Here is a 24,118-nt window from a genome sequence, read left to right on the forward strand (position 1 = left end):
AGAGGCGTCCGGCGGTACCGTCGGGTCCCATGGAGCAGCGCCTGCGCGCGGTGTGCGACCTGATGGTCCCGACCGTCCGCGAGATGGCCGGACGGCACGAGTACGACGGACGGGTGCAGGACCTCTCCCCCGACGGTGTGCGGGCGGGCCTGGCGGCCGTGCGGCGGGCCCGCGCGGCAGCGGACGGGACGGTGGTCGCCGGCTCGCACGACGACGCCCAACTGACCGTCTTCGAGGAGGCCCTGGAGGCCCAGCTGGGCACCCTCCAACTGCACCGCCGCGACCCCTACCTCCATCTCTCCAACCTCGAACTCGCCTGCTACGAAAGGGCCTACGCCCCCGCCGAGGAGCGCGCCATCGCCCGCCGGCGCCATCTGGCCGCCTGGCCGGACGCCGTGGACGCCGCCATCGCCGCCCTGGACCGGCTCTCCGCCCCCGTCGCGGCAGCCCTGCTGGGCGCGGTCCGCGGGCTGGCCGCGGGCCTGGACCCCGCGCAGGGGCCCGAGACCCAGGACGCCCTGGCCGCCCATGCCCGGCTGGTCGGCCATGTGGCCCAGGCGGCAGAGCGCGGGGAGCCGGAGTTCGCCCTGGGAGCGGACGCCCTGGCGATGCTGATGGGCAGCCAGGAAGGTCTGCCGGTCGACCTCGGACGGCTCGCCGAACGCGCCGGCGCCGAACGCGAGCGGCTGCGCGACCTGCTCGCCGAGGCCTGCCGGGCACTGGATCCGGTACGCACCCCCGCCGAGCTGGTCCCCGAGCTGCTCACCGACCACCCCGCGCCGGACCAGGTGGTCCCCGAGGCCGCCCGGCTGACCGAGGAGCTGCTCGCCTTCACCCGCGAGCACCACCTCGCCCCGTACACCGACGGCAGCTGCCTGGTGGGCCCCGCACCCGAGTCACGGCGCTGGTCGACGGCCATGCTGACCTGGGCGGGGCCGGACGAACCCGACGCGCCCTCCTGGTACCACGTGACCCCGCCGGACCCCGACTGGCCGCCCGGCACCGCCGAGGAGTGGCTCACCGTCTTCTCCCGCACCACCCTGCCCGCGATCACCGCCCATGAGGTCGCCCCGGGCCACTTCGCGCACGGCCGGGCGCTGCGCCGCGCCGCCACCCCGGTCCGCCGCACCCTGCACTCACTGGCCTTCTGCGAGGGCTGGGCGCACTATGCGGAGCAGGTCTGCCTGGAGGAGGGCTTCCGGGCCGGCGACGCCCGGTTCGCGGCGGGGGTGGCCCTGGAGGCCCTGGTCCGGGTCACCCGGCTGTCCTGCGCCATCGGACTGCACACCGGCGCCATGGACGTCGCGGAGGCCACCCGCCGCTTTATGACCGACGCCCATCTGCCCCGGGCCGGAGCGGCGGCCGAGGCCCGGCGGGGGACCTTCGACGCCGGCTACGGGCGCTACACCTGGGGCAAGTTGGAGATCCTCGCGCTGCGCGAACGCACCCGCGCCGCCGCCGGCGCCGGCTTCACCCTGCCGCGCTTCCATGCGGCGCTGCTGAAGCTGGGCAGTCCGCCACTGGGACTGCTGCCGGCGCGGGGGCTGCCACTGGGCTGACGGAAGGTCAGCGAGGGGGATAGCCCGGCCACTGCGGCTGGGCGGGCGGCGGTCCCTGCGGATAGCCGGGCGGCGGACCGGCCGGCGGGGGGTAGCCGTACTGGTGGCCCGGCTGCGGCTGTCCCGGCTGCGGGTAGCCGTACCCCGGCGGCGGGCCCGGCGGCTGCGGGGCGGCCGGCCCCTGCGCGGACCCGGCCATCAACTCCCGGTCGAAGAACGGCCGGGCGTACGCGGCCATCCACATCGCCACCGGGTCGTACTCGTCGGCCATCGCCACCGTGGAGACCGCGAGCCCTTCGGGCGCCACCGCGATGGAGCGCTGCATCATGGCGCGCACCGCCTCCACGGCCTGCGGCCCGGTGTCGTAGAGGTCCAGACCGATCGCCAGATACGGCTCCCCGAGCACCGGGCGCACCCACGCCCGGCGCAGCGCCCGCACCACCGGGGTGGCATAGGCCTGCTGGGTGAGCAGCGCATAGTAGTGCGGCGCCTGCACCTGCGGCTCGGAGACCGCCAGCGGGCCTGCGGGCAGCCGGTCCAGGCCGGCGGCGATCCGCCGCAGATCGGCCCAGGGCACCCCGACCCCGCCACCGGGGGCGTGCGGGTCCAGCCACAGGCCCCAGCGGTCCCGGTAGAGGGTGGCGGCCACCTCCCGGCCCGCGATCTGCTCATGGGCGCGGCTCCAGCCACTGGCCGCGAGCTGCTCGGGCGAGGTCACACAGGGCACATAGTTGTGCCCGCCGATCTCCATGTTCCCGTACTGCGCGTCGGGACTGCCCGGGCTGCCCTGCCAGAGCAGCATCCACACCTGGCCCTCGGCGATGGCCTGCAACAGCGCCTCGTACGCGTCATAGCGGCCCGGCGCCACCTCCCGCAGCGCGCGCTCCACCGAGCCATGGGCCCACTGCCCGTGCGCGCCGCCTGCCGCTCCCGCGCTCAACTCCGCCTCACCTTCTGACTGCGTCCGGCAGCACCCTAAGGGTCACCGGCCATGGACGTCATGCCGCCCGGCCGTGCTCAGGCCCGGGTGAAGAACGGAGTCACATACTCCGCCAGCCAGTCCCCCACCGGGTCCTGGGCGATGTCCAGCAGCACGATGTTCACCTGCCACGGCAGCGGCGCGGCGCCCAGGGCGCGGCCCAGCGCCTCGGTGGCCGCCGCCTTGTCCTCCTGCTGCCAGCGGTCCAGCTCCACACCGATGAAGAGGACGGGCTGCTCCCCCTCCACCGAGGCCAGTGCCCGGCGGGCAGTCAGCACCACCGGGGTGAACGCCAGCTCGGCGGCGGCCGCCGCCAGGAAGTCGACCGGGTCCTCATGCAGCCCGGGCTCGCGCAGCGCCACCCTGGCGCCCGGCGCCGGGGCCACCGCCCAGCGGTCGTCCTGCGGGCCCCGGCACAGCTCGTGCACGCCCTCGGGGGGCACCGGCACCCCCACCGGCGCATCGGGGTTGACCGCGATCCCCACCCCCACCGGCAGCCCCCGGGCGAACTCCCACATCGGCGCCACGGTGAACGCCATCCCGCCGGCGATCCGCTGGAAGGTCTCCGCCGAACTGAAGACAGGTACATAGGGGGCGCCGGCCAGCTCGATCGAGGGCAGGTCCAGACCCGGGCCGTCCGGGCCGCCGCCCGCCGGCAGCGGCACCCACACCTGGCTGCGGGCCAGCACCTCGAACACCCTCGGAGTCGCCCCCGGGTCACCGAGCGCCGCCGACAGCACCTGCTCCAGCTCATTGGCGGGCCAGCCCCCGCCCTGCATCCACTGCCCCGCCGCCGCGTGCTCGACCGGTACGCCACCGCCTGCCGGAAAGCCCATCTGCCCTGTACCGCCGTTCTCGCCATGCCCTGCCGGGACCCCACCGCACCTTAGTCCGCGCCCGGTACGGGCAGCCAGGCAACACCTCGGCCGCGGCCGCAAGCAGCCCCGAACGGTCGGCGGCCGTCTGCCGGGGCCGGGCCGGAGCTCAGCCGAACCGCAGCGGGGGCGAGGCCCGGGCCGCCGGGCGGTCCAGCAGCACCGCCGACACCGCCCCGCCCGGCAGCCCCCGCCCGGTCTCGGCGGCCCCCTGCACCTGGGCCAGCAGCCGCCGCCACCCTGCCCGGTGCCGGGCGAAGGCGGCGGCGGGGACGGTCCGTCCCCGGGCCAGCTGACCGCAGACCGCGGACTCCGGGTCCACGTCCAGCAGCAGCAGATGCAGCTCCCGGCCCTGCCGACGCGCCTCCCGGCCGAGCCAGCTGCGCACCCACCGCTGCGCACCGCAGTCGTGCACCACCAGCGGGCCGCCGCCGCGCACCGCTCGCCGCAGCCGCCAGAAGTGGGCGGCCCGCACCAGCGGGCGGTAGACCGGGTACGGCAGCCAGCAGGGCAGCCGGCGGGCGTACTCCGCGCGGACGTCGTGCGAGTCCACCCGGCCGACGCCCGCGGCGGCCCGCCGTATCAGGGTGCTCTTACCGCTGCCCGGCAGCCCCGAGACCACCACCAGGTCCTCCGCCGGATAGTGCAGCTCCCGGCCGTCCGGCAGGCCGCGCAGATCGTGCACCCCGCGCGGGCGCAGCGGTGCCGGCCAGCCGCTCTCCCCTGTCACCCCGGATCCCCCCTCCGGCGTCCGAATGCCAAGGACACATCCCGAATACACCAAGGAACAGTAAGGAACGACCCCTCGCAAGGCCCGGACATACCGCCCTCGCGCCACCGACCGCGCCGTGTCATGATGGGCGCGCCCAACTCCATACCGGCCGTTCGAACCCGCGCGGGAGAGCCCGGCCGTCCGAGACCCGACCTGCGTCGGGACCGGACGAAGTCGGCGCCGAAGGAGCAACTCCTCCCCGGAATCTCTCAGGCACAGCTACCGCGCGGGCGAGGCACATCTGGAAAGCGGACACGGTCAGCCGTGCTCCCACCCACGGTGCAAGCCCCCACCGCCCCCGGGCGGCGGCGGTGAAGCTCTCAGGTTGCAACGACAGATGGGGAGAGCCGAGCCGCCGCATGCCCTGCTGTGCATGCCCTGCCGGTCCGCACACCCATCGCCGAGAGCCCAGCTGCCCACCGGAGGAGCACACCCATGAACGCCGGCCCCCGCCGTACCGCCCTGGACGCCGTCCACCGCGCCCTCGGCGCCACCATGACCGACTTCGCCGGGTGGGACATGCCGCTGCGCTACGGCAGCGAGCGCGAGGAGCACAACGCCGTCCGCACCCGGGCGGGCCTCTTCGACCTCTCCCACATGGGCGAGATCACCCTCAGCGGCCCCCAGGCCGGCGAGGCGCTGGACCACGCCCTGGTCGGCTTTGTCTCCGCGCTCGGCCTGCACCGCGCCCGCTACACCATGATCTGCGCCGAGGACGGCGGCATCCTGGACGACCTGATCGTCTACCGCACCGGGGACGAGACCTTCCTGGTGGTGGCCAACGCCTCCAACGCCCAGGTGGTGCTGGACGAGCTGACCGCCCGCGCCGCCGGTTTCGACGCGGCCGTCCGCGACGACCGGGACGCCTATGCGCTGATCGCGGTCCAGGGCCCCGAGGCGGCCGGGATCCTCGGCTCGCTCACCGACGCCGACCTCGCGGGTCTGAAGTACTACGCCTGCCTGCCCGCCACCGTGGCCGGCCGTGAGGTGCTCCTCGCCCGGACGGGCTACACCGGCGAGGACGGCTTCGAGGTCTTCGCCGCCCCGGCCGACGCCGAGCACCTGTGGCAGCAGCTGAGCGAGGCCGGGTCCGGCCGCGGGCTGGTGCCCTGCGGCCTGTCCTGCCGCGACACGCTGCGGCTGGAGGCCGGTATGCCGCTGTACGGGCATGAGCTGACCAGCGGCACCACCCCGTTCGACGCCGGACTGGGCCGGGTGGTCCGGTTCGACAAGACCACCGGCGACGGCGGCTTCGTCGGCCGTGCCGCCCTGGAGAAGGCCGCCGCCGACGCCGAGGCCAACCCGCCGCGCAAGCTGGTCGGACTGGTCTCCGAGGGCCGCCGGGTCCCCCGCGCGGGCTACTCCGTGGTGTCGGCCACCGGCGAGGTGATCGGCGAGGTCACCTCCGGCGCGCCGTCCCCGACCCTCGGCAGGCCGATCGCCATCGCCTATGTGGACGCCGCCCACGCCGCCCCGGGCAGCACGGTGGCCGTGGACGTCCGCGGCACCCATGAGCCCGTCGGGGTCGTGGCGCTGCCCTTCTACAAGCGCGCCCGCTGAGCGCCCGCTTCACTTGATCCAAGGCCGTCCCCCGGCCCGTTTCGCCGTACCCGCACCCCATCCTGGAGAATTGCCGCCATGAGCAACCCGCAGCACCTGCAGTACAGCAAGGAGCACGAGTGGCTGACCGCCCCGGAGGGCGGCGTGTCCACCGTAGGCATCACCGCCCACGCCGCCGACGCGCTCGGCGATGTGGTCTTCGTGCAGCTTCCCGAGGTCGGCCAGGCCGTCACCGCCGGTGAGCCGTGCGGCGAGCTCGAGTCCACCAAGTCGGTCAGCGACCTGTACTCCCCCGCCTCCGGCGAGGTGGCCGAGGTCAACCAGGCCGTGGTGGACGACCCCGCGCTCGTGAACTCCGGCCCGTTCGAGGACGGCTGGCTGTTCAAGGTCCGGCTCGACGGCGACCCCGAGGGCCTGCTGAGCGCCGAGGAGTACACCGCCTTCATCGGCGGCTGAACCCCGACGGCATCCCCGCAGCGGCCGCAGCCGGGGGAACCCTGCGCTGCGGCCGCCCCGGTCTCCCCGCCCGCCCCTTCACCGGAAGACCCCTGATGACGGTTCTCAACCAGTCCCTGCACGCACTCGACCCCGAGGTCGCCGCCGCGGTCGACGCCGAGCTGCACCGCCAGCAGACCACCCTCGAGATGATCGCCTCCGAGAACTTCGCCCCGGTGGCGGTCATGGAGGCGCAGGGTTCGGTCCTCACCAACAAGTACGCCGAGGGCTACCCCGGCCGCCGCTACTACGGCGGCTGCGAGCACGTCGACGTGGTCGAGCAGATCGCGATCGACCGCATCAAGGAGCTGTTCGGCGCCGAGGCGGCCAACGTCCAGCCCCACTCCGGCGCGCAGGCCAACGCGGCCGCGATGTTCGCGCTGCTCCAGCCCGGCGACACCATCCTGGGCCTGGACCTGGCGCACGGCGGGCACCTCACCCACGGCATGCGGATCAACTTCTCCGGCAAGCTCTACAACGTGGCCGCGTACCACGTCGACGAGAAGACCAACCTGGTCGACATGGACGAGGTGGAGCGCCTCGCCAAGGAGCACCGCCCCAAGCTGATCGTGGCCGGCTGGTCCGCCTACCCGCGCCAGCTGGACTTCGCCGCCTTCCGCCGGATCGCCGACGAGGTCGGCGCCTATCTGATGGTGGACATGGCGCACTTCGCCGGCCTGGTGGCGGCGGGCCTGCACCCGTCGCCGGTGCCGTACGCGGACGTGGTCACCACCACCACCCACAAGACGCTGGGCGGCCCCCGCGGCGGTGTCATCCTCTCCAAGGCCGAGCTGGCCAAGAAGATCAACTCCGCGGTCTTCCCCGGCCAGCAGGGCGGCCCGCTGGAGCATGTGATCGCCGCCAAGGCGGTCGCCTTCAAGGTGGCGGCGTCCGAGGAGTTCAAGGAGCGCCAGCAGCGCACCCTGGACGGCTCGAAGATCCTCGCCGAGCGCCTCTCCCAGCAGGACATGGCGGACGCGGGCGTCGCGGTCCTCTCCGGCGGCACTGACGTCCACCTGGTCCTGGTGGACCTGCGCAACAGCGAGCTGGACGGCAAGCAGGCCGAGGACCGGCTGCACGAGGTCGGCATCACGGTCAACCGCAATGCCGTCCCCTTCGACCCGCGTCCGCCGATGGTCACCTCCGGCCTGCGCATCGGCACCCCCGCGCTGGCCACCCGCGGCTTCCAGGCGGAGGACTTCCGTGAGGTCGCCGATGTGATCGCGGAGGCCCTCAAGCCGGACTTCGACCCGGCCAAGGCCGAGTCGCTGAAGGCCCGCGTCACCGCGCTGGCCGCCAAGCACCCGCTCTACCCGGAGCTGTAAGCCGGACGAACCGGGCACACTGGGGGGCGGGACGGCGAGACCCGCCGGCCCGCCCCTCCATGTCCGCCGTACCCCTGCCCGTCACACTCCGCCCCGACACCCCGGTGCCCGGACTGGACGGGCCCGCCTTCCCCACCACCGTGGGGATGAACCGGAGTCCGCCACCGTGGCCATCAGTGTCTTCGACCTCTTCTCCATCGGCATCGGCCCTTCCAGCTCGCACACCGTCGGGCCGATGCGCGCCGCCCGGATGTTCGCCCGCAGGCTGAAGTCCGAGGGGCTGCTGATCCGCACCGCCTCCGTACGCGCCGAGCTCTTCGGCTCGCTCGGCGCCACCGGCCACGGCCACGGCACCCCCAAGGCGGTGCTGCTCGGCCTGGAGGGCAACTCCCCGCGGACCGTCGACATCGACCAGGCCGCCCTGGATGTCGAGCGGATCCGCGCCACCGGCCGGCTCAGCCTGCTGGGCGCCCATGAGATCGCCTTCGACGCCGACCGTGAGCTGATCCTGCACCGCCGCCGCTCACTGCCGTACCACGCCAACGGAATGACCCTCTGCGCCTACGACGAGGCCGGGGTCCCGGTGCTGGAGAAGACCTACTACTCGGTGGGCGGCGGCTTCGTGGTCGACGAGGACGCCATCGGCGCCATGGGGGCACCCCCGGCCGGAGGCCGGGGGAGGGTCAAGCCGGACGACACCCAGCTGCGCCACCCCTTCCGCACCGGCGGGGAGCTGCTGGAGCTCACCCGCAGCACCGGCCTGTCCATCTCCGCGCTGATGCTGGAGAACGAGCGGGCCTGGCGCAGCGAGGCCGAGATCCGCGCCGGGCTGCTGGAGATCTGGCAGGTGATGCAGGACTGCGTCAGGGCCGGGATGACCCGGGAGGGCATCCTGCCGGGCGGCCTGAAGGTCCGCCGCCGCGCCGCCACCGCCGCGCGGGCGCTGCGCGCCGAGGGCGTCAGCCCGGCCAACGCCATGGAGTGGGTCACCCTCTACGCCATGGCGGTCAACGAGGAGAACGCCGCCGGCGGCCGGGTGGTGACCGCGCCCACCAACGGCGCGGCCGGAATCGTGCCCGCCGTGCTGCACTACTACACCACCTTTGTGCCCGGCGCCGACGAGGACGGCGTGGTGCGGTTCATGCTGGCGGCAGGCGCCATCGGGATGCTTTTCAAGGAGAACGCCTCCATCTCCGGCGCCGAGGTCGGCTGCCAGGGCGAGGTCGGCTCCGCCTGCTCGATGGCGGCGGGCGGCCTGGCAGAGGTGCTCGGCGGCACCCCTGAGCAGGTCGAGAACGCCGCCGAGATCGGCATCGAGCACAACCTCGGCCTCACCTGCGACCCTGTCGGCGGCCTGGTGCAGATCCCCTGCATCGAGCGCAACGGCATGGCGTCGGTCAAGGCCGTCACCGCGGCCCGGATGGCCCTGCGTGGCGACGGCCGCCACCATGTCTCCCTCGACAAGGCCATCAAGACCATGAAGGAGACCGGCGCCGACATGAAGGTCAAGTACAAGGAGACCTCGCGCGGCGGCCTGGCGGTCAACGTCATCGAGTGCTGACCGGCCGAGCCGGTCCTGCCCCGTCCGCGTGACGATCAGGGGCACCCCGACCGGCTCTCCGGGCAGGTGACCGGGCACTGCGCAGCCCTCATCGCCCGGACCGTCCGCCGTCCAGGCCGCGCGGGGCTCCCTCGAACGAGGGGGCCCCGGCGGTTGTTGAGGGTCTGTCAGCTGCCGGTGCAGGTGAGGGTGGGGGTGGCGTTGGTGCCGCTGTAGGTGCCCTGGAAGCCGAAGGACGTGGAGCCGCCGGCTGCGAGGGTGCCGTTGTAGCTCATGTTGGTCGCGGTCACGGCGGTGCCGCTCTGGGTCACATTGGCGTTCCAGGAGCTGGTGACCTTCTGGTCGCCGCCGAAGGTCCAGGTGACCTTCCAGGAGGTGAGCGCCTTGTTGGCCTTGACGGCCACGTCGGCGGTGAAGCCGTTGCCCCAGGAGTTGGGCGTGTAGGTCGCGGTGCAGGCCGCGCCGCCGGTGCCACCGGTGGTGGTCCCGCCAGTGGTGGTGCCCGCCGTGGTCCCTGCGGTCGTACCAGCGGTCGTACCCGCGGTGGTGCCACCGGTGGTGGTGCCCGCCGTGGTCCCTGCGGTCGTACCGGCGGTCGTACCGGCCGTGGTGCCGCTGGAGGTGCCGCCGGTGGTGGTGGTGGTGCCGCCGTAGACGGTGGCCTCCTTGGAGCTGGTCTTGATGCCGTTGGCGCCGTTGAAGATCCGCTGGCCCCAGGTGGTCAGCTGGGAGGCGTCGAAGTTGGTCACCATGTCGAGGTAGGCGACATCGCTGCTGTTGCCGCTCCAGGACCAGCCCATGTAACCGATGTTCAGGGAGGCGGCGTTGGACATGATGGCGTCCTCGTCCGGGTTCCCGTCGGTGTGCTGGTTGCCGAACTCGCCGACCACGATCGGCAGCTTGGCCGAGACGAAGTGGTTGAGGTAGTCGCTGACCTCGGCCGCGGTGTCGAAGACGCCGTACATGTGGATCGAGAAGACGGTGTTGGCCTGGCTGTCTGCGGCGAAGACCGTCTTGGCGTTGTCGCGCATGGTGAAGGACCAGTCCTGGCCCCAGTTGGGACCGTCCACCATCAGCATGTTGTTGATGCCGGCGTTGCGGATCTTCTGGATGGCGCCGATGGTGTCCGCGGTCCAGCCCGAGGTGTTGGTGTTGCCGTACGGCTCATTGCCGATGTTGACGATGATGTAGTTCTCCTGGCCCGCCAGCACGCTCTTCAGGCCGACCCAGTAGTCGGCGGCCTGGGAGAGGCTGATCGCGGCGCCCTGCTCCCCGTAGCCGGTGGTGTCATGGGCTTCCAGCACGCAGATCAGGCGGTTGGCCTTGCACTGGTTGATGACGTTGGTGACATCGGTGGCGTCGTTCTTGGTCCACTGGGCGCCGGTGGAGAGCACCACCCGGACGGTGTTGGCGCCCAGGGCCTTGATGTCGGCCAGCGAGGAGAGATGGGTGGGGTACCAGGTGTGGGCGTGGCTGACGCCGCGCATCACAAAGTCATTGCCGTTGCCCTCGAGGATCCGGCCGTTGCTCACATGGAAGCCCGTCGCAGCATGCGCCGGCTGGGCGGCCGCGAACAGCGGGACGACAAGGGCGAATAGCGCCGCCAATGCACCGGTTATTCGACGTTTCATGAACGACTCCCAATTCAGGGGGAATCCGATGGATTCCGGTGGGGGTCGCAACATCGTCGACGACCGGGGAACGCGCCCTGCCTCTCCGGCCTGGGGCTTCTACCGCGGCATCGACCGACGAGATTGTCGCCTCGAGGACGGGTCACAACAACCCGTCGAACCCATCGAATGGTCGACTGCACCCGGCGCGGCACTCAGCGTAAAGGCCTGGCTCGATGATCACAACGGTATGAACCGAACCGGTTTAGCTGGCGACTCCGACAGCCTCCACGACCTGCTTGTGCAGCGCGGCGCGGACCAGTGCGGCGGCGAAGGCGGCGGGTTCATGGCGGCCGATGAGCCGGCCCAGGGCGGCGGCTTCCGCGGGGAGGCCCAGGCGGTCGGCGCCCTCCAGCGCCTTGGCCCCGAAGTGGGGGGCGACGCCGGGCCAGACGCTCTGGACCTCGCGCAGGAAGATGTCCGCGCCGGCCGGACCGATACCGGGGAACTCCTGAAGTGCCGTGGAGAGGGCCGCCGTTGAGTCCCCGGCCTCCCGGTGCAGCACCCGCAGATCGCCCCGCCAGCGGTCCAGCAGCAGCTGGGCCCCGTCGCCGAGACGGGTGGCGGTGGACTCGTCGTAGCGCCGGTAGCCGCCCGCCCCCAGGGCGTCCACCCGCTGCTGCCAGTCGGCCTCCAGCATCCGCCGGGGATCGCGCAGCCCCGCGTCGAAGAGCGCCCGGGCCGCGGCCACCGCCACCTCGGCCCTGATCCGGGTACTGGCCAGTTCGGCGAGGACCAGCAGCTGGTAGAGCGGGCCCGGGGTGTCGCGCAGTCCGATGCCGGCCTCGGCGGCATAGGTGCGGCCGTACGCCTCGACGAGACGGTCGACCGCCCGACGGTCCGCGGCGGGGTGGCTACTGGCGTCCATGACGGGCGGCTACCCCGCCCCCCTGGGTGGAAACCCATGACTGTCAAGGCAAAGCCGGAAGATCAACTCATGAACACAAGGTGAATCGATATGCACGCCTTTGAATGCCAGGCAACGGGTTTGCCCGGATGTCCCGTTCTGTGCCATAGTCGAGTCCACTGACCACGGCCGCCGCCCCGACCAGGCACGGCCGTCACACACCGCACGGCACGCACCCCCCTGGCCTGCGCGGTGACCGCAGGGGCCCCCGTCGCCGCACCTCGGCGCAACGGGGGCCCCGCGCAGTTTCCCGATGTTCCGGCGCCTGCTCAGCGCTCCCGGACCCGCAGCTCGAACCAGACACCCTTGCCGCGGGAGAGCAGATCCGCACCCCAGCGCTCGGACATCGCCTCCACCAGCTGCAGGCCGCGTCCGGAGTCGGCGTCCGACTCGACCCGGATCAGGCAGGGCAGCGCCCGGGAGGGGTCGCGCACCTCCACCCGGAGCCAGCCCGGCCGCCGGACGAACCGCAGCCCGACCGTACGGCCGCCGGAGTGCTGCACCGCATTGGCCACCAGCTCGCTCACCAGCTGCTCGGCGGCATCCCGCTGCTGCACCAGGCCCCACAGCTCCAGCACCGACAGAACGATGCGCCGCGCCTCAGCCGCAGACTCCGGCCGCGAGGGCAGCCGTACCTCGTCGACGGCCGGCGCTGCCAGCCGGTCGAAGAAAGCAGCCTCCAGGCCGTCCGGAGCAGGCTCTTCGGGAAAGCCCGGGCTCGGGCACTGCCACTGATCTGTTCCTCCGCGGCCCGACATGCGCCCATCATCGCGGGTGCGGGTCCCGCCCGGAGGCACAACCGGGAAAGGATCACTAGTCACACGGCGGACACCCGGTGGAGCCGCGTACGTCAGCGGAACTTGGCCTTGCCCGGCCCCTCCTCCACAAAGCTGCGCATCCCGGTCTCGCGGTCCTCGGTGGCGAACAGCCCCGCGAAGAGGCTGCGCTCCAGCGCCAGCCCGGAGTCGATGTCCGTCTCCAGCCCCCGGTCGACGGCCTCCTTGGCGGCCCGCAGGGCCAGTGCGGGGCCGGCGGCCAGCCTGGCGGCCCAGGCCCGCGCGGCCGCGTACACCTCCTCGGCGGGCACCACCTGGTCGACCAGGCCGATGCGCAGCGCCTCCTCCGCCTTCACCTGGCGGCCGGTGAAGATGAGGTCCTTGGCCCGCGACGGGCCGATCAGCCGGGCCAGCCGCTGGGTACCGCCCGCTCCGGGGATCAGGCCCAGCAGGATCTCCGGCTGGCCGAGCTTGGCGTTCTCGGCGGCGATCCTGATGTCGGCGCAGAGCGCCAGCTCGCAGCCGCCGCCCAGGGCGTAGCCGGTCACCGCGGCCACCACCGGCTTGGGGATACGGGCGACGGCGGTGAAGGCCTCCTGCAGCGGGCCGCCGCGCTCGGCCATGTCGGCGTACGACATGGCCTGCATCTCCTTGATGTCGGCGCCGGCCGCGAAGACCTTCTCCCCGCCCCAGAGCACCACCGCGCGGACGTCCGCCCGCCGGGACGCCTCCTCGGCGACCTCGCGGAGCTGGTCCTGCATGGCTGCGTCGAGGGCGTTCATCGGCGGGCGGTCCAGTCGGACGGTGCCGATGCCGTCCTCGACCTCGAGGTGGACGGAGCGCTCCATTGCGGCCTCCCGGATTCGGATGTGAGGGTGATCAGTGCCGGGCCGACCTTAGCGCGGCACAGCAGACGCCCGGCCCCCCGGCACGGTGTGTGCCGGGGGGCCGGGCGTCGGCCTGCTGCGGTCCGAGGAGCTGCGGTCAGCTGGCGGCCTGCCACTGCGACCAGGACATGTTCCAGCCGTTGATGCCGTTGAACGGGTCCACCGTGCGGTCGTGCGAGCCCGAGACCTCCACCACGTCGCCTATCAGCGAGTGGGCGTAGAACCAGGCAGCCGGCGTGTTGGGGTCGCCGGCGCCCTTGGCGTCGCGCAGGCCGACACAGCCGTGGCTGGTGTTGACCGACCCGAAGACGCTCGGCGCGCCCCAGTAGTTGCCGTGGATGAAGGTGCCGGAGCTGGTGAGCCGCATGGCGTGCGGCACGTCCTTGATGTCGTACTCGCCCTTGAAGCCGACGGTGTCACCGTTCATCCGGGTCTGGATGTACTTCTCGGAGATGACCATCTTGCCGTTGTAGGTGGTGTGGTCGGGGGCACCGGCCGAGATCGGGATGGTGCGGAGCACCGAGCCGTTCTTCTTTATCACCATGGTGTGGTTCTCGGCGTTCACCTGGCTGACCTGCGAGCGGCCGATGTTGAACGTCACGTCCTTGGACTGCACACCGTAGACGCCGGAGGCGCCCTGCACGCCGTTGAGCCGCAGGCTCAGGGTGACCTTGGTACCGGCCGGCCAGTACTTCTCCGGGCGGAAGTCCAGCCGCTGGTTGTTGGCCCAGTGGCCGACGACGTCGAGCGACGGGTTGGAGGTGACCTTGATGTGCTCCAGGACGTCCTTCTCGTTGGTGATCGCCTTGTTGAAGTTCAGCGAGACGATCATGCCGACGCCGTAGGTCTGCCCCTGCTCGGTGTTGAAGTAGCCGATGAAGGTGTTGGCGGGCGTCAGGGTGGTGAACGTCGAGTTCTCCACCGCGTCCAGGCTCTTGGCGTCCTTGGCGTGCGCCTCGACCGAGTACTTGGTCCCGGTGTTCAGCACGTCGGACGGGGTCCAGCTGCTGCCGTCGGCGGCCAGCTTGCCGTCGACCGTCCTGCCGTCCTCCGAGGTGACCTTGACCGAGGTCAACGTGCCCTTGGCGACAGTCACCTTGAGCCCGCCGCGGGTGGCAACGTTGTTGGTGCCGTCCTTGGGCGTGATGGACACCACAGCCTCGGAGGTCTTCTCCGCGGCGGCCTTGTCGGCCTGGCTGGCGCCCTTGTCGGCGCCGGCCTGCGCGGCGGACGAGTCCGAGGACTTCGCACCGCCGGAGCTGCAGGCCGTGACCAGCGCCAACAGTGCACCCAGCAGCAGCGCCAGAACGCCTGTCATGGCGCCCCGGTTCCGGCCGCGTGCGGTGCCCGTGCGTATCGCGGCGGCTGCCGCCTGTTCCGGCTTCACGTGTGTGCTCCCCTCCCGGTTTCCATCCTCAATACACGCGCGGCGGTACGGCCCGGTTGCAGTGGGTCGCGATTCGTTTCGCGCGGCGGGGTCTCCGAGGATAACGGGAGGTTCTGAGAACCTTCTGCGAGGGATCGGGGTGCAGCCGGTTCAGCGGGGCTGCGGCTGCCACTGTGCCCAGGGCAGGTTCCAGCCGTTCAGGCCGTTGTCAGGCTCGACCGTGCGGTCGGTCGAGCCGGTGACGAGAACCACATCCCCCGGCAGTGAGTGGTCGAAGAACCAGCCGGCGTCGGTGTGCGGCCCGCCGCCCTTGACGTCGACCAGGCCCACGCAGCCGTGGCTGGTGTTCCGGACGCCGAAGACGGTGCGGGGCGCCCAGTAGTTGCCGTGGATGAAGGTGCCGGAACCGGTCAGCCGCAGGGCGTGCGGCACATCCGGGATGTCGTACTCGCTGCCGAGACCGACGGTGAGGGAGTTCATCCTGGTCACCGGGTACTTCTCGGAGATCACCAAGTAGCCGCTGTAGGTGGGGTGATCCGGACTGCCGGCCGAGACCGGCAGGGTGCGCAGCAGCCGGTCGCCGCGCCGGACCGCCAGGGTCCGGGCGCCGACGTCCACCGTGGAGACCTGGGAGCGGCCGATGCTGAACCGCACCTCCTTGCGCTGCACCCCGTAGACCCCGGGGGCGCCCTCCAGGTCCGCCAGCCGCAGGGTGAGAGTGACCCTGGTGCCCGGGCGCCAGAAGTACTTCGGGCGGAAGTCCAGCCGCTGGTTCCCGAACCAGTGCAGCCGGACCGGGACAGGCGGGTCGGCGGTGACCGCCACTGCCCGCTCCACGGCGTCACGGGCGGTGATCGGCCGGGAGAAGCGCAGCGAGACGGGCATGCCCACGCCGACCGTGGAGCCGTCCTCGGGCGTGAAGAACGCCACAAAGGTGTGCTGCGGGACCAGCGTGGAGAAGGCCGCGTGCCGGGCCGCCGCCAGACCGTCCGAGTCCCGCGCGACGGCGTCCAGGGTGTAGTGGGTGGAGAGGGCCAGTGGAGCGGTCGGCGCCCAGGACCGGCCCCCGGGAGCCGTCCGGCCGGGGACGGTGTGCCCGGCGTCGTCTGCCAGCCGCACCGAGACCAGCCGGCCGGCCGCCACCGTGACCCGGACCCCGCCCGTCGGTGCCACCTGGGTGGCACCGTCCGAGGGCGCCACGGTGACCACGGCCCGCGACATCTGCGGCGCGCCCTCGGAGGAGGGACGGCGGACGGTGAGAAGGGGGTCGCAGCCCAGCGCCGCCGCGGCGGCCAGCAGAACCCCGCAGACGGCGGCGCGGGTGGAGCGGCGGCGCCGCTCGGTGCTTCCGGGATGCATCCCGGCCCCTCCCTGGACTCCCTCGGACGGCCGATCCCTCCGGTGCCGGCCGCGCCGGGCACTCGCCCCGGCGCCGGGCCCAACGAGCCGTGCGGCGCCGGGGACACGGCGGTGTCACCCAAAGCACCGGCGCGATCACACACGGTCGCTGTCGGATTCCGTGCGTGACAGGCGGCCCCGATCTGGGGAAACAAGGAGTGACGGGGCACGGGACGCCCCGCGGTGGGAGGGTGCGCCATGGCGGCATGGCAGCAGGTCGGCGGCGGACCGCACGAGGACCGCGCCAGCGCCGACCCACGCCCGGGGCCGGACCGCGCCGATCTGCGGCTGGTCGCGGCCCCGCCGCGCCCCGCCCAGGCCTGCGACCCGGCGCCGGAGCCCGTCTGGCCGGGCAGCTGGCAACCGCTGGGCGCCCGGTTCCGCACGGCTGCGGACGGCACCCCGGGGACCAACTTCGCGCTCTGGGCCGCCGGGGCGGAGGCGGTCGAGCTCTGTCTCTTCGACGAGGACGGCACCGAGACCTGTCCGCTCACCGAGCAGACCTTCCAGACCTGGCACGGCTTCCTGCCGGGGGTACGGCCGGGCCGGCGCTACGGATACCGGGTGCACGGCCGCTGGGACCCGTGGACCGGCGCCCGCTGGAACCCCGCCAAGCTGCTGCTGGACCCCTACGCCCGGGCCGTCGACGGAGAGCTGCGCAGCCATGACGCGCAGTGCGGCTCGGTACGCGACTGGCCCGAGGCCGACGTGGCGGACACGGTGCGGGACAACCGGGACTCCGCGCCGTACCTCCCCAAGGCCGTCGTGGTGCAGGACGACGACGACTGGGAGGACGACCGCCGCCCCAAGACGCCATGGGCCGAGACGGTGATCTACGAGCTGCATGTGCGCGGCTTCACCATGCGCCACCCCGGCGTCCCGGAGCGGCTGCGCGGCACCTACGCCGGGCTCGCCCATCCGGCCGCGATCGAGCACCTGGTGCGGCTGGGGGTCACCGCGGTGGAGCTGCTGCCGGTGCACCAGTTCGCCTCCGAGGACCATCTGCAGCGCCGGGGGCTGCGGAACCACTGGGGCTACAACACCCTGGCCTACTTCGCGCCGCACGCCGGATACTCCTCGTCCGGCACCCGCGGGCAGCAGGTGGGCGAGTTCAAGCGGATGGTGCGGGCACTGCACGCCGCCGGGATCGAGGTGATCCTGGACGTGGTCTACAACCACACCGCCGAGGGCGGTGCCGGCGGTCCCACCCTCTCCTTCCGCGGCCTCGACAACGCCGCCTACTACCGGCTGCCGGCGCTGAACGGGCGCGGCTACGCCGACTTCACCGGCTGCGGCAACACCCTGGACACCCGGCAGCCGCACGTCGTCCGGCTGATCACCGACTCACTGCGTTACTGGGTCGCCGAGATGGGGGTGGACGGCTTCCGCTTCGACCTGGCCGCCGCGCTGGCCCGCGGCAGCGACGGCGTGGAGATGCACTCGCCCTTCCTGGCGGCGGTCTCCCAGGACCCGGTGCTGAGCCGGGTGAAACTGATCGCCGAGCCATGGGACGTGGCGCCGGGCGGCTACCAGGTCGGCGGTTTCCCCCCGCTGTGGGCGGAGTGGAACGACAAGTACCGGGACACCGTGCGGGACTTCTGGCGCGGCGCCCGCCCCGATGTGCGGGAGCTCGGCTACCGGCTGTCCGGCTCCTCCGACCTGTACCAGCGCGGCGGCCGCCGCCCCTACGCCTCCGTCAACTTCGTCACCGCGCACGACGGTTTCACCCTGCGCGACCTGGTCTCCTACGACCGCAAGCACAACGAGGCCAACGGCGAGGACAACCGCGACGGCACCGACGACAACCGCTCGTGGAACTGCGGCCACGAGGGCGTGACCGACGACCCGGAGATCACCGCGCTGCGCCGCCGCCAGCTGCGCAACATGCTGGCCACGCTGCTGCTGTCGGCCGGGGTGCCGATGCTGGTGGCCGGCGACGAGATGGGACGCACCCAGGACGGCAACAACAACGCCTACTGCCAGGACAACGAGACCGGCTGGGTGGACTGGTCGCTGCTGGAGGACCCCGGCTGGCGCTCGCTGTTCGACCTCACGGCGCGGCTGGTGCGGCTGCGGCGCTCGCACCCGGTGCTGCGCCAGCGGGCCTTCTTCTCCGGGCTGCCCGCGCACCCCGGCGGCCTGCGCGACCTGGCCTGGTTCACCACCGGGGGGCGGGAGATGACCGAGGCGGACTGGTATGCGCCCACCGGTGCGCTCGGGATGTTCCTCTCCGGGGAGGACATCGGCGAGCGCGACCCGGCCGGGCTGCCGGTCCTGGACCGGAGCTTTCTGCTGCTGCTCAACGCCTGGCACGAGGATGTGGTCTTCACCCTGCCGGGAGAGCCCTGGGCGAGCGGCTGGCGGACGGTGCTGGACACCTCGCTGGAGGAGCAGTCGGCCGAGCCGCCGGGGCGCCCCGCGGCGGGTGCGGAACTCACCGTACGCAGCCGTTCCCTGCTGGTTCTGCGCACGGATGAGGCGATGTCATAACCGCAGCCTCAGGGCATCCTTAAAGGAACCTAGGGTGCCTTGAACCGGTCTGCGGCACCGGGCGTACTTGACCCATGCAGCAGACAGCCACAGCAATGACGACGGCCCACAACGACTCGGAGTGGGTGCGCGCACTCTACGCACGGTACGGACGCTCGGTCCTGGGCCACGTCCTGCGACTGCTGCACGGCGACTACCAGCGAGCGGAGGACCTGGTGCAGGAGACGTTCCTGCGGGCGTGGCAGCACCGGGCCACCCTGGACCCGGACCGCGCCGGTCCGTGGCTCCACACGGTCGCCCACAACCTGGTGGTGTCCGCCTTCCGCCGGACCCAGGCGCGGCCGCCGGAGAGCCCGCTGGGCGAGGAGGAGCCGCCCGGACGCGGCGAGGACGAGCTGGACCGGATGCTGGAGAGCTGGCAGATGGCGGAGGCCCTGCGCGGACTGCGGCCGGACCACCGCGCGGTACTGGTCCAGGTGTACTACCTGCGGCGTACGGTGGCGGAGGCCGCGCAGCAGCTGGGCATACCGGCGGGAACGGTCAAGTCCCGCTGCTACTACGCACTGCGGGCACTGCGGAACGTGCTGGAGGAACGAGGGGTGACAGCACCATGACGTGCGAGGAGAGCGTGTCTCTGGGCGCCTATCTGCTCGGAGCGCTCGACGGCGGGGAGCGCACCGCGCTCGAACGGCATCTCGCCGGCTGCCCGCGCTGCCGGGAGGAGCTGGTCCAGCTCGCCCCGCTGCCGGGGCTGCTGCGGCACACGCCGTTCGAGGAGCTGCCGGAGACCGCGGTGGCCGCGGAGGAGGTCCCGCGGGCGGGGGTCGCCACCCGTACCGTGCCCCCGCCGGAGCCGGCCGCGCCGCCGGGCCCGGGACCTGCCCGGGCGGCCGGACGCGGGGCCTCGCCGCCGTGGGCGGAGATGCCGCCGCCGCAGGCGGTGGTGACTCCGGTCTCGCACCGCCGGGGAGGCAGGACCGGGCGGCTGCTCACCGCCGCCTCGATGGGGGTGGCTGCCTGCGCCACCGCGGTCGCCCTCGGGGTGACCCATGGCGGCGGCCCGGCCGCCCAGCCGGTGGCCGCGACCCTGGCCGCGGCCGACTCCACCACCCATGTGGCCGCCACCGCCGGACTGGTGCGCAAGGCCTGGGGCACCCAGGTGGAGCTGAAGCTGAACGGACTGCCGCAGGACATCCGCTGCTCGATGGTGGTGCACACCCGGGACGGCCGCACCGAGACCGGGGGCACCTGGAGCTCGGGGGAGGCGTCCACCGCGACGGTACCCGCCGCCACCTCGGCCCGGCCGGAGGACATCAGCAGCATCGACATCATGTCCGACAGCGGCCGGCGGCTGGTGGAGCTGACGCCGGAGAAGTAACGCCCCATGAACCGGGATGGCGAAGCCGTCCCGGTATGTCGCGTTCCGGGTACCCGGCCGGGCGCCCCGCCGCAGCGGGGCGCCCGGAAAAACCGGATGAGGTTGTCAGTGGTGAGCCGTACGCTCGCGAACGATGTCCGAGACAGCTTTCACCGCACAGTCCGCCTCCACCACCGCACCGTCCGCGCCCAAGCGCTCCGCGGTGCGCTCACTGCTGCGCCTGTGGCCGTACGTCCGCCCGGTGCGCTGGTTCCTGGCCGGCTCCACCGCGGCCGCGCTGGTGGCCTCCTGTGCGGGCCTGCTGGTGCCGCTGGTGCTGCGGCGGATCGTGGACGGGCCGGTCGCCCATCGCGACCCCGGCGCGCTCTGGCCGCTGGCCGGGCTGCTGCTGGTGCTCGGCCTGGCCGAGGCCGGGCTCTTCGGTGTGCGCCGGGTGCTGATCGCCCGTCCGCTGGCCGGGGTGGAGCGCACCCTGCGCGGCGATCTCTACGCCAAGCTGCAGCGGCTGCCGGTCTCCTTCCATGACCGCTGGGCCTCCGGGCAGCTGCTCTCCCGGGCCACCTCGGACCTCTTCACCCTGCGGCTCTTCCTCGCCTTCCCGCTGGTCTTCCTGATCGTGAACACCGCCACCTTCCTCACCGGGGTGGCGATCATGTTCTCGCTGGACTGGCGGCTGGGGCTGGTGCTGGTGCTCCCCGCGGCCCCGCTGATCCTGCTCTGCTCCGCCTTCGAGGCCCGCTACAGCGCCGCCGCCCGCCGGGCACAGGACCAGGTCGGCGACCTGGCCACGGTGATCGAGGAGTCGGTGCTCGGCATCCGCATCCTCAAGGCCTTCGGCCGCCACCGCACCATGGCGCGGCGGTTCCGCGACCAGGCGGAGCAGCTGCGCTCCACGGAGCTGCGCAAGGCCCGGCTGCTGGCCGACCTCTGGGCGGTGATCGTGGGCCTGCCGGAGCTGGCGCTGGGTGCCGCACTCTGCCTGGGGTGCATCCAGGTCGCCGACGGCAGGCTCACCGCCGGCACCCTGGTGGCCTTCCTCTCCACCGCCCTGGCGCTGCGCTGGCCGGTGGAGTCACTCGGCTGGCTGCTGGCCTACAGCAATGAGGCGGCGACCGCCTCCGACCGGTTCTTCGAGGTGATGGACACTCCGGAGGCGGAGCAGCCGGCCGCCCCCCGGAGGGACGCGCCCCCGACTGACGCGCCCAGGCCCACCGCCGCGGCCACCGCGTCCCCCGACGGCGGCATCCGCTTCAGCGGGGTCCGGTTCCGCTACCCCGACGCCCCGGCGGACTCCCCGGACCTGCTGCGCGGCATCGATCTGCACATCCGGCCCGGCGAGACCATGGCGCTGGTGGGTGCCACCGGCAGCGGCAAGACCACACTCACCGCGCTCCTCCCCCGGCTCTACGACGCCACCGCGGGCGCGGTCACCCTGGACGGCACCGACATCCGCGACCTGCCCCGGCACCGGCTGCGTGAGCTGGTCGCGGTCGCCTTCGAGGAGCCCACCCTCTTCTCCGCCTCGGTGCGGGAGAACGTCCTGATGGGCGGTCCCGACGCGGACCGGCAGGCGCTGGACCGGGCGCTGGACACCGCCCAGGCGGACTTCACCCGGCGGCTGCCCGACGGCCTGGACACCCAGGTGGGCGAACAGGGGCTCAGCCTTTCGGGTGGGCAGCGCCAGCGGCTGGCACTGGCCCGCGCTGTCGTTGGCAGCCCGGCCTTCCTGGTGCTGGACGACCCGCTGTCCGCCCTGGACGTGCACACCGAGGCCCTGGTGGAGAGCGCACTGCGCCGGGTACTGGTCGGGACCACCGCCCTGGTAGTCGCACACCGGCCGAGCACCGTGCTGCTGGCCGACCGGGTGGCGCTGCTGGCCGACGGGCGGATCGCCGCGACCGGCACCCATCAGGAGCTGCTGGATTCCTGTCCCGCCTACCGCGAGCTGATGTCCGGCGAGGTCGCCGGGCGAGTCCGCGAAGGGAGCACCACCCGATGACCTCCGCCACCGGTACGGAGACGGACGACCAGCGTCCGGAGGCCCTCACCGCACCCGCTTCCCATGCGCAGGCTCCGGAAGCGCAGGCTCCGGCCGCACCGGCTCCGGGCACGCAGGCCCCCGCCGTGGAAGCCCCCGCCGCCCCTGCCCCCGCCCGCGGGCCTGGGGCAGGGGCCACACAGGACGACGAGGACATCCCCGTCCCACCGGGCGCCCCCAGTGCCCTGCTGCGCTCCCTGACCGGGCCGCATCGCCGCCGGATCGCGCTCGCCATGGTGCAGATCCTCCTTCAGCAGGCCGCCATCCAGGCCGGGCCGCTGCTGGTGGCGCTCGCCATCGACCGGGCCATCCCCGCACTGCGGCGCCACGACTCCGGGCCGCTGATCGCCGTCACCGCGGCCTATCTGGGCTGCGCCCTGATCTCCACCCTGCTGCAGCGCGCCTTCATCCGGCTCACCGGCCTGATCAACCAGGACATCCTGCTGGAGCTCCGGGGCCGGATCTTCCGCCATGCCCAGCGGCTCAGTCTGGACTTCCATGAGCGCTACACCTCGGGCCGGATCATCTCCCGGGCCACCAGTGACGTCGATGCCCTGCGGGAGCTGCTGAACGAGGGCCTCCAAGAGCTGCTCTCGGTGGCCCTGTCGATGACCTACATCGCGGTGCTGCTGCTGGTGATGGACTGGCGGCTGGGCCTGGCCTCACTGGCCTCCTTTGTGCCCATGTACCTGCTCGCCCGCTCGTTCCGGCGCCGGTCGGCCCAGATCTACCGGCGCTCGCGCACCGCGGTCGCCTCGGTGATCGTCCGCTTCACCGAGACCATGAACGGCATCCGGCCGGTCCAGGCGTTCCGCCGCGAACGGGCCAACGAGGAGGCGTTCAGCACCGTCAACGCCGAGTACGCCACCGCCAATGCCAACGGCCTGCTGGCGATGGCCCGCTTTGTCGCCTCCTCCCGCGCCACCGCCAATGTCTGGGTCACCGGTGTGGTGCTGTGGGGCGCCTATCTGGTGACCGACGGCGGGCTGGAGCTCGGTGTGCTGGCCGCCTTTGTGCTCTATCTGCGGCGGCTCTTCGACCCGATCGACCATCTGGCGATGTTCCTCAACAGCTACCAGTCGGCCTCCGCCGCCCTGGAGAAGATCGCCGGGCTGCTCGCCCATGAGCCCACGGTCGCCGAGCCGGTCGAGCCGGTGCCGCTGCCGGAGCGCCCGGACGCCTCGATGAAGGGGCGGCAGATCGTCTTCGAGGAGGTGGGCTTCGCCTACCGGACCGGCCGGGAGGTGCTGCCCCGCTTCGATCTGGTGCTGCCCGCCGGGCAGACCGTCGCGGTGGTGGGCGCCACCGGGGCGGGCAAGTCCACCCTGGCCAAGCTGCTGGCGCGGTTCCACGACCCGACCACCGGCCGGATCACCCTGGACGGCATCGATCTGCGCGACCTCGCCACATCCGATCTGCGGCGCAGTGTGGTGATGGTGACCCAGGAGTCCTTCCTCTTCTCCGGCACCGTGGCCGACAACATCGCGGTCGGCCGGCCCGGAGCGACCCGGGAGCAGGTGGAGGAGGCCGCACGGGCCATCGGGGCCGCGGGCTTCATCGAGGCGCTGCCCGAGGGCTTTGACACCGATGTCCGCAAGCGCGGCGGCCGGATCTCGGCAGGCCAGCGGCAGTTGGTCGCCTTCGCCCGCGCCCTGCTGGCCGACCCGGCGGTGCTGATCCTGGACGAGGCCACCTCCTCGCTGGACGTCCCCGGTGAGCGCGCGGTGCAGGAGGCGATGCGGACGGTCCTGGCCGGCCGTACCGCGGTGATCATCGCCCACCGGCTCTCCACCGTGGAGATCGCCGACCGGGTCCTGGTGATGGAGCAGGGCCGGGTGGTCGAGGACGGCACCCCCGCCGAACTGATCGGCGGCACAGGCCGCTTCGCCGACCTGCACCAGGCCTGGCGGGAGAGCCTGGTCTGACCCGTCGCCCCGCGGCGGCGGCCCCCAACGGCCGCGGCGCGGGGCCCCGGGCAAACCGCCCCCCACGACCGTGGAGGGCCGGACGCCCGGGGCCCCGCGCCCCTTGGTGCATGTACGGCAGCCGGGGTTCGCCCCG

At 72.7% G+C, this 24,118-nt stretch carries 19 protein-coding genes and 1 riboswitch; of the genes, 10 read left to right on the top strand and 9 right to left on the bottom strand.

The window, feature by feature from the left end:
- Positions 1-29 precede the first annotated feature (29 nt).
- Positions 30-1,559, top strand: coding sequence for a DUF885 family protein (locus tag AB0761_RS13915; RefSeq protein ID WP_377269297.1), 1,530 nt, complete (start codon positions 30-32; stop codon positions 1,557-1,559).
- 7 nt (positions 1,560-1,566) lie between these two features.
- Here the strand turns inward: AB0761_RS13915 and AB0761_RS13920 are convergent, their stop codons facing one another.
- From AB0761_RS13920 to AB0761_RS13930, 3 genes are all read right to left on the bottom strand, one after another.
- On the bottom strand, positions 1,567-2,499 hold the full coding sequence (locus AB0761_RS13920; protein WP_377269298.1) for an enhanced serine sensitivity protein SseB C-terminal domain-containing protein: 933 nt from the start codon (positions 2,497-2,499) through the stop codon (positions 1,567-1,569).
- 77 nt (positions 2,500-2,576) lie between these two features.
- Positions 2,577-3,374 (bottom strand): enhanced serine sensitivity protein SseB, encoded by a 798-nt coding sequence (locus AB0761_RS13925; protein ID WP_377269299.1) that lies wholly within the window; start codon positions 3,372-3,374, stop codon positions 2,577-2,579.
- A 148-nt stretch (positions 3,375-3,522) separates the two neighbouring features.
- Positions 3,523-4,143: an AAA family ATPase gene (locus AB0761_RS13930; RefSeq protein WP_377269300.1), complete on the bottom strand. Its 621-nt coding sequence runs from the start codon at positions 4,141-4,143 to the stop codon at positions 3,523-3,525.
- 156 nt (positions 4,144-4,299) lie between these two features.
- Positions 4,300-4,420, top strand: a riboswitch (glycine riboswitch).
- A gap of 200 nt (positions 4,421-4,620) precedes the next feature.
- On the opposite strand from AB0761_RS13930, the gene gcvT reads away from it, so the two are divergent.
- The 4 genes from gcvT (at position 4,621) to AB0761_RS13950 (ending at position 9,126) form a co-directional block, all read left to right on the top strand.
- Complete coding sequence (gene gcvT, locus AB0761_RS13935; RefSeq protein WP_377269301.1) at positions 4,621-5,745, top strand: glycine cleavage system aminomethyltransferase GcvT; 1,125 nt, start codon at positions 4,621-4,623, stop codon at positions 5,743-5,745.
- A 78-nt stretch (positions 5,746-5,823) separates the two neighbouring features.
- Positions 5,824-6,201: a glycine cleavage system protein GcvH gene (gene gcvH / locus AB0761_RS13940; protein WP_377269302.1), complete on the top strand. Its 378-nt coding sequence runs from the start codon at positions 5,824-5,826 to the stop codon at positions 6,199-6,201.
- A 95-nt stretch (positions 6,202-6,296) separates the two neighbouring features.
- On the top strand, positions 6,297-7,565 hold the full coding sequence (gene glyA / locus AB0761_RS13945) for a serine hydroxymethyltransferase (protein ID WP_377269303.1): 1,269 nt from the start codon (positions 6,297-6,299) through the stop codon (positions 7,563-7,565).
- Between the two features lie 166 nt (positions 7,566-7,731).
- Entirely contained in the window at positions 7,732-9,126 is a 1,395-nt protein-coding gene (locus AB0761_RS13950) for an L-serine ammonia-lyase (RefSeq protein ID WP_377269304.1), read from the top strand.
- A gap of 167 nt (positions 9,127-9,293) precedes the next feature.
- Here the strand turns inward: AB0761_RS13950 and AB0761_RS13955 are convergent, their stop codons facing one another.
- From AB0761_RS13955 to AB0761_RS13980, 6 genes are all read right to left on the bottom strand, one after another.
- Positions 9,294-10,757, bottom strand: coding sequence for a cellulase family glycosylhydrolase (locus AB0761_RS13955; protein ID WP_377269305.1), 1,464 nt, complete (start codon positions 10,755-10,757; stop codon positions 9,294-9,296).
- 244 nt (positions 10,758-11,001) lie between these two features.
- The gene (locus AB0761_RS13960; RefSeq protein ID WP_377269306.1) at positions 11,002-11,664 is read right to left on the bottom strand and encodes an endonuclease; all 663 of its coding nucleotides are present in this window, start codon (positions 11,662-11,664) and stop codon (positions 11,002-11,004) included.
- A 308-nt stretch (positions 11,665-11,972) separates the two neighbouring features.
- A complete protein-coding gene (locus AB0761_RS13965) occupies positions 11,973-12,461 on the bottom strand; it encodes an ATP-binding protein (protein ID WP_377269307.1) in 489 nt (162 codons plus the stop codon).
- 92 nt (positions 12,462-12,553) lie between these two features.
- Positions 12,554-13,327, bottom strand: a complete 774-nt coding sequence (locus AB0761_RS13970) for an enoyl-CoA hydratase/isomerase family protein (protein WP_377269308.1) — start codon at positions 13,325-13,327, stop codon at positions 12,554-12,556.
- 136 nt (positions 13,328-13,463) lie between these two features.
- Positions 13,464-14,684, bottom strand: a complete 1,221-nt coding sequence (locus tag AB0761_RS13975; RefSeq protein WP_377269309.1) for an Ig-like domain-containing protein — start codon at positions 14,682-14,684, stop codon at positions 13,464-13,466.
- Between the two features lie 219 nt (positions 14,685-14,903).
- On the bottom strand, positions 14,904-16,112 hold the full coding sequence (locus AB0761_RS13980) for an Ig-like domain-containing protein (RefSeq protein ID WP_377269310.1): 1,209 nt from the start codon (positions 16,110-16,112) through the stop codon (positions 14,904-14,906).
- 237 nt (positions 16,113-16,349) lie between these two features.
- Between AB0761_RS13980 and glgX the strand changes: the two genes are divergently transcribed.
- From glgX to AB0761_RS14005, 5 genes are all read left to right on the top strand, one after another.
- A complete protein-coding gene (glgX, locus tag AB0761_RS13985; protein WP_377269311.1) occupies positions 16,350-18,641 on the top strand; it encodes a glycogen debranching protein GlgX in 2,292 nt (763 codons plus the stop codon).
- Between the two features lie 74 nt (positions 18,642-18,715).
- Positions 18,716-19,255, top strand: a complete 540-nt coding sequence (locus tag AB0761_RS13990) for a sigma-70 family RNA polymerase sigma factor (RefSeq protein ID WP_217698440.1) — start codon at positions 18,716-18,718, stop codon at positions 19,253-19,255.
- 14 nt (positions 19,256-19,269) lie between these two features.
- On the top strand, positions 19,270-20,019 hold the full coding sequence (locus AB0761_RS13995; RefSeq protein WP_377269312.1) for a zf-HC2 domain-containing protein: 750 nt from the start codon (positions 19,270-19,272) through the stop codon (positions 20,017-20,019).
- 133 nt (positions 20,020-20,152) lie between these two features.
- The gene (locus AB0761_RS14000) at positions 20,153-22,018 is read left to right on the top strand and encodes an ABC transporter ATP-binding protein (RefSeq protein ID WP_377269313.1); all 1,866 of its coding nucleotides are present in this window, start codon (positions 20,153-20,155) and stop codon (positions 22,016-22,018) included.
- Positions 22,015-23,982: an ABC transporter ATP-binding protein gene (locus AB0761_RS14005; RefSeq protein ID WP_377269315.1), complete on the top strand. Its 1,968-nt coding sequence runs from the start codon at positions 22,015-22,017 to the stop codon at positions 23,980-23,982. Before AB0761_RS14000 ends, AB0761_RS14005 begins: the two co-directional genes overlap by 4 nt.
- Positions 23,983-24,118: the final 136 nt, after the last annotated feature.

Source organism: Peterkaempfera podocarpi, assembly GCF_042466665.1.
GTDB classification, from domain to species: Bacteria; Actinomycetota; Actinomycetes; order Streptomycetales; family Streptomycetaceae; genus Peterkaempfera; species Peterkaempfera podocarpi.

Bases quoted from the DNA above. Each gene is read 5' to 3' on its own strand.
- glyA (WP_377269303.1), top strand. From the start codon at position 6,297: ATGACGGTTCTCAACCAGTCCCTGCACGCACTCGACCCCGAGGTCGCC.
- gcvT (WP_377269301.1), top strand. From the start codon at position 4,621: ATGAACGCCGGCCCCCGCCGTACCGCCCTGGACGCCGTCCACCGCGCC.
- AB0761_RS13975 (WP_377269309.1), bottom strand. From the start codon at position 14,684: ATGACAGGCGTTCTGGCGCTGCTGCTGGGTGCACTGTTGGCGCTGGTC.
- AB0761_RS13970 (WP_377269308.1), bottom strand. From the start codon at position 13,327: ATGGAGCGCTCCGTCCACCTCGAGGTCGAGGACGGCATCGGCACCGTC.
- AB0761_RS13960 (WP_377269306.1), bottom strand. From the start codon at position 11,664: ATGGACGCCAGTAGCCACCCCGCCGCGGACCGTCGGGCGGTCGACCGT.
- AB0761_RS13955 (WP_377269305.1), bottom strand. From the start codon at position 10,757: ATGAAACGTCGAATAACCGGTGCATTGGCGGCGCTATTCGCCCTTGTC.
- AB0761_RS13990 (WP_217698440.1), top strand. From the start codon at position 18,716: ATGCAGCAGACAGCCACAGCAATGACGACGGCCCACAACGACTCGGAG.
- AB0761_RS13965 (WP_377269307.1), bottom strand. From the start codon at position 12,461: ATGTCGGGCCGCGGAGGAACAGATCAGTGGCAGTGCCCGAGCCCGGGC.
- AB0761_RS13915 (WP_377269297.1), top strand. From the start codon at position 30: ATGGAGCAGCGCCTGCGCGCGGTGTGCGACCTGATGGTCCCGACCGTC.
- gcvH (WP_377269302.1), top strand. From the start codon at position 5,824: ATGAGCAACCCGCAGCACCTGCAGTACAGCAAGGAGCACGAGTGGCTG.
- AB0761_RS14005 (WP_377269315.1), top strand. From the start codon at position 22,015: ATGACCTCCGCCACCGGTACGGAGACGGACGACCAGCGTCCGGAGGCC.
- glgX (WP_377269311.1), top strand. From the start codon at position 16,350: ATGGCGGCATGGCAGCAGGTCGGCGGCGGACCGCACGAGGACCGCGCC.
- AB0761_RS13925 (WP_377269299.1), bottom strand. From the start codon at position 3,374: ATGGGCTTTCCGGCAGGCGGTGGCGTACCGGTCGAGCACGCGGCGGCG.
- AB0761_RS13980 (WP_377269310.1), bottom strand. From the start codon at position 16,112: ATGCATCCCGGAAGCACCGAGCGGCGCCGCCGCTCCACCCGCGCCGCC.
- AB0761_RS14000 (WP_377269313.1), top strand. From the start codon at position 20,153: ATGTCCGAGACAGCTTTCACCGCACAGTCCGCCTCCACCACCGCACCG.